General features: G+C 49.7%; 6 protein-coding genes, 1 tRNA gene and 1 pseudogene. 1 reads left to right on the top strand and 7 read right to left on the bottom strand.

All coding sequences use genetic code 11. From position 1 onward, the window contains the following. Window positions 1-319: 319 nt before the first annotated feature. Window positions 320-393: transfer RNA gene (locus Q0231_RS00740), tRNA-Gly, on the top strand. Here Q0231_RS00740 and Q0231_RS00735 read toward each other — a convergent pair. The 7 genes and pseudogenes from Q0231_RS00735 to Q0231_RS00705 form a co-directional block, all read right to left on the bottom strand. After that, the gene (locus Q0231_RS00735; RefSeq protein ID WP_269394402.1) at window positions 394-924 is read right to left on the bottom strand and encodes a GNAT family N-acetyltransferase; all 531 of its coding nucleotides are present in this window, start codon (window positions 922-924) and stop codon (window positions 394-396) included. It abuts the tRNA gene before it with no gap. 55 nt (window positions 925-979) lie between these two features. After that, window positions 980-1,423, bottom strand: coding sequence for a hypothetical protein (locus Q0231_RS00730; RefSeq protein ID WP_299343742.1), 444 nt, complete (start codon window positions 1,421-1,423; stop codon window positions 980-982). Between the two features lie 179 nt (window positions 1,424-1,602). Then, window positions 1,603-1,761 (bottom strand): hypothetical protein, encoded by a 159-nt coding sequence (locus tag Q0231_RS00725; protein ID WP_269394404.1) that lies wholly within the window; start codon window positions 1,759-1,761, stop codon window positions 1,603-1,605. Between the two features lie 92 nt (window positions 1,762-1,853). After that, window positions 1,854-2,093 carry an Lrp/AsnC family transcriptional regulator gene (locus tag Q0231_RS00720; RefSeq protein ID WP_269394405.1) on the bottom strand — a complete coding sequence of 80 codons (240 nt, stop codon included), beginning with the start codon at window positions 2,091-2,093 and terminating at the stop codon, window positions 1,854-1,856. Then, a complete protein-coding gene (gene kynA / locus Q0231_RS00715) occupies window positions 2,090-2,935 on the bottom strand; it encodes a tryptophan 2,3-dioxygenase (protein WP_269394406.1) in 846 nt (281 codons plus the stop codon). The genes Q0231_RS00720 and kynA overlap by 4 nt, the downstream gene beginning before the upstream one ends. Window positions 2,936-3,120: 185 nt before the next feature. Further along, window positions 3,121-4,314, bottom strand: a complete 1,194-nt coding sequence (gene kynU / locus Q0231_RS00710) for a kynureninase (protein WP_299343713.1) — start codon at window positions 4,312-4,314, stop codon at window positions 3,121-3,123. A 5-nt stretch (window positions 4,315-4,319) separates the two neighbouring features. Next, window positions 4,320-4,792 (bottom strand): annotated as a pseudogene (locus tag Q0231_RS00705) (hypothetical protein); the annotation flags it as partial.

Genomic DNA, 4,792 nt, shown 5'->3' with positions numbered 1-4,792 from the left:
AGGCCCGTCCGGATTTGCTGGAGTTGCATTTGAGCGCGTTGAGCTGGGCATTTGTCAACCAGCATAATGATGACAAGCTAGCAGAAAAGGACACGCTTGTGCGCTCGCTGCGCGAAGCGATGGCAAGTTGAGAGTTCAATAACTGCAGTATGTCACTTTGGTTTTTTGAGGCCGCAGTTTGTGAGCATATTCAAATTTGTTAGAGCAACTAATTTGGAATGCAAACGAAAAGCAAGAGTGCTTGCGTTTCAAATAACTCGCTGTACGTCCTATGCTGCTTGATGACCACGCAAGGCCCGAGCAAAAGCAGGTGCGATAAGCGGGTGTAGCTCAATGGTAGAGCAGCAGCTTCCCAAGCTGACGACGAGGGTTCGATTCCCTTCACCCGCTCCATCACCCTAGGTGATAAACGTCTGTTGGTAATCCGTTCTCATCAAGTCCACTGGAGATGAGTTGAAATCCCAGAGATCTTAGGATTTTGATGGAGGCGATGTTTTCCGGGTCGACCGTGGCGCGAAGGCGGTTGATTTTTAGGATGCCGAGGCCGTTTTTTACAATAGCTGTTGCGATCTCTTTTGCGTACCCATTGCCCCATGCGGCATATTCTAGACCATAAATGATCTCAGGTGAGGTCCCTTGCGGGTGGACAATGCCGCCCCATCCAATCATTTGACCAGTGTTTTTTTCGATGATGGCACCTGCGCTGGTGCCGTTTTTTTCTACGGAAGCAAAGGAGGCCGCGATCCATCGTTTTGCTTGGTCTTCGCTTAATGGCGTGCCGTCATCAACCCATTTGGATACCCGAGGGTCAGCAAATATTTGGACAATCCGGTGGGTGTCTGCGGTGGAAAAGGGGCGCAACACAAGGCGTTGCGTTTCAAGCGCGTAGGTCTTTATAGGGCTAGACGGTTGTGTGTTTTCCATGCCCAATTCTATGAGCGGGTGAAGCGGCAAGCAACCATAGAATTGGGGTGCAAGATCAGTCTTTGCAGATGGTCTTTACGATTGAGGATAAGGTGGTGGCGATCTCATCGAGTTGCCCGGCGTATCTTGTGTGTTTGCGGTCCATCATGAATGGGTCTTCACTCGAGTGAATGGAGCTATAGAAGAAATCGTTTTGTTCACTGATCTTTGCGCAATGTTCCAAGGCAATTGTACATTTGCGCGCGAGTTGCGCGGCTTCCTCGCTTTGCAGTGAAAGGCTTTTGGCTTCAGTTGCTGCCTTTTCCGCAATTTGCCGCATTTTTGAAATGCTGGTGTTGATCTCAGATAGGCGCGCAAGCGTTTCCTGCCTGGTCAAAGGGATTGGCTTTTTGAGTAATTTGCCATTTTTGTCGCGCGTTGTTAGCGCGAAGCCGGCCGGCGTGCGAAGGCTCTTGGGCAACAAGGTGTCAAGTAAACTGCGTTTTACAGATGCGAACATTGTGACCACCGGAGAAGTTATCAACTTGGAGTTGCAGTGTTGGCGAAAGTACTATGTAAAGATTGAACAAATATTAAACTAAATTTCTCGGTCGCTTATAGGTTGCTTGTAGGTGCTGGTGTGCCTTTGTCTAAATTTGACTAATTGATCAATTGCTTTGGATTTACTTCAGTTGTTACTTAACTGCCTGGTTTTTTGAGCGTGTTTATGCCCACCGCCAAGTCCGTGCGCTGCAACACTTGGGCCTGATCGTCAAATATATGTTTGAATTTGGCGCCATATTTGGTGATGGCGAGCGTCATGTCTGCTTGATTGGCGAAATTTTGGGCCGCTGACATTGGGGCAGGTTGCCGGCGCCTTGGAGCGCCGGACGATTTGTTCAACTGATTTAGTTCAGTCGATTTTATCAATTGCCAAGATTTGCTTTGGCCTAAAACGCCTTGAACGTCAAAGTGGTCAACGATCGTGAGATGCCGGGGATATCAACAATATGGTCGTTGATGAACATGCCCACATCTTCGCCGTCGGGAATGTAGATCTTCATCAGAAGATCAAAATCACCGCTGGTTGAATAAAGCTCTGAGGTGATTTCACGCTCATAAATGGCATCTGCGACTTCATATGTTTTGCCGGGGTGGCAACGCAGTTGCACAAAAACACAAGTGGTCATAGCTGGGTCCTCACATGCCAAAGTTCGGGGAATAGTTCTACTTCGAGCATACGCCGAAGATAAGAAACGCCGCCAGTGCCGCCGGTTCCCCGTTTAAATCCAATAATTCGCTCTACTGTTGTAACGTGATTAAAGCGCCAGCGGCGGAAATAATCTTCGAAATCAACAAGCTTTTCGGCGAGTTCGTAGAGCGTCCAGTTTTTGCCAGTGTTTTGATAAACTTGTTTCCACGCCAATTCGACACCCTCATTTGCTTGGTGCTGTTGGCTGACATCGCGGTCAAGAATTTCTTGGGGGACGGCAATGCCGTGCCGCGCCAGCAGGTGCAAAGCTTCATCGTAAAGGCTGGGCAATAATAGTTCTGCCTTTAGCAATGCGTGGACTTCGGGCTTATGCGCGTGCGGCTTAAGCATGGCTTGGTTGCGGTTGCCCAGTACATATTCCACCAAGCGATATTGATGGGACTGAAAGCCCGAAGATTGCCCAAGTGTGTTGCGAAACTCGGTATACTCGCTTGGGGTCATGGTGCGCAAAACGTCCCATGCGTTGTTGAGTTGTTCGAAAATGCGGGCGACGCGGGACAGCATTTTAAACGCGGGCGCAAGATTATCGGTTTTGATCGCTTCGCGCGCGGCGCTGAGTTCGTGGATGGCTAAGCGCATCCACAGTTCTGAAGTTTGGTGCTGGATGATGAACAGCATTTCGTCGTGCGCGCTGGAGAGCGGGTGCTGGGCATCCAGGATTTTATCGATTTGCAAATAGTCGCCATAGGACATGCGTCCATCAAACGACATTTGCGCGCCTTCTTTGGCGGGATCGTAGGGTTTGTTTTCGTTGGTCATTTTTACCATCCAAATTTGAATTTCAGCATTGCCCGAAATTGGGCGAAGAACAATTGCTAATTCAAATTGGAAGCGGCACCCCTTGGGACGCTAAAACGGCTTTCGTCGGTCACATACCAATCGCACGCAACAAAGTGATGTTGCGCCCAATTGGATTTTATGTGGTGAAGGCCGGTTTGCATGGATCAGGTTACCCGCGAACGTGTTTGATATTTGGGGTTGTCCCACAAATTGTCATTGATGACCCGCTCCAAAATTGCAGCGGCACCGATCACGTCCTCTTCGTCGATGTAAAGCGGGGTGAAACCAAAACGCATGGAGTTCGGAGCGCGGAAATCGCCGACAACGCCATTGTCGATCAAAGCTTGCATACCCGCATAGGCGTGTTCAAATTTGAAGGAGATTTGCGAACCGCGGTTTGCGCCGTCGCGTGGGCTTGAAAGCTCAAGCGATGGGCAGCGTTTTTCAACTTCTGCGATAAAGAGGTCGCATAGTTCAATCGATTTGGCTCGTACATCGGCCGTTGTGACCATGTCCCAAATATCTAGGGAACTCTCAAGCGCGGTAAGGGCGATCACCGGCGGGGTGCCAACGCGCATCCGTTCAATGCCTGTGCCGGGTCGGTAATCGATATCAAAGGCGAAGGGTGCTTCATGGCCCAGCCAGCCTGAAAGGGCAGGGCGGACATTTTCTTGATGTTTTGGCGCAACATAGATGAAGGCAGGTGCGCCAGGGCCACCGTTTAAGTATTTGTATGTGCAACCAATGGCAAAATCTGCGTCGCAGGCGGTAAGGTCCACTTCAACCGCGCCAGCGGAGTGGGCCAAATCCCAAATAACCAGGATGCCAAGGGCATGGGCTTTTTGTGTGAGCGCCTTCATGTCGTGCTTGCGGCCAGTGCGATAATCGACTTCCGTTAGCATCAACACAGCGATTTCTTCGCTTAAGGCGGCTTCAACGTCTTCTGGGTTGGCAAGGCGCAATTCTTGGCCCTTATCGAGCGACTTGAGCAGACCCTCGACCATATAAAGATCAGTGGGGAAATTGCCGTTATCAGAAAGCACCACTTTGCGACTTGGGTTTAATTCGAGCGCGGATGCAACTGCTTGATAGACTTTGATCGACAAAGTATCGCCCATCACAACTGACCCGGCAGGTGCACCGATTAATTTGCCGATGCGGTCGCCAACACGAGAAGGTTGGCCCATCCAATCCGCTTTGTTCCAGCCGGTGATCAGCATGTCGCCCCACTCTTGGGTCAACATGCTGCCCACCTTCTCGGGCGTTGCTTTGGGCAAGGGTCCCAAAGAGGTGCCATCGAGATAAATTATGCCTTTTGGCAAATGGAACATTGATTTTGTTTTTTGAAAGTCGCTCATGGTTTTTATGATGCTCGCAATTGAAAACGCTGGATTTTGCCCGTCTGTGTTTTGGGCAGCGTATCAGTAAAGATAATAGAACGCGGGTATTTGTAAGGGGCGATTGTTGCCTTCACATGGTCTTGCAACCGTTTGATGGTGTGCTCATCTTTTGGCACATCATCAACCAAAACCACATTTTTACCGCGAATCACATCCGGATTAGCATTGTGCTTAAGCTTCACCCCAAAATGTCGAATTCGATCACTTGGCTCAATAAAAGTCCGCCCCACATAATGGTTTCGGATAATTCCAAGCTCAAAAGGAATCCCAGAAGCCTCAGCGTAACCAAGCGCCGCCGGAACTCCAGAATCAGGCACTGGCACCACAATATCCGCCTCAACCATCGCCTCTTTAGCCAATTGCGCCCCAATGTTTTTCCTCATCTGGTAGACACTTTTCCCCTCTACAATACTGTCTGGACGGGCAAAATAAATGT

It is taken from the genome of uncultured Maritalea sp. (genome assembly GCF_937139385.1).
GTDB lineage: Bacteria > Pseudomonadota > Alphaproteobacteria > Rhizobiales > Devosiaceae > Maritalea > Maritalea porphyrae_A.
This window is presented reverse-complemented; position numbering and strand designations above follow the sequence as displayed.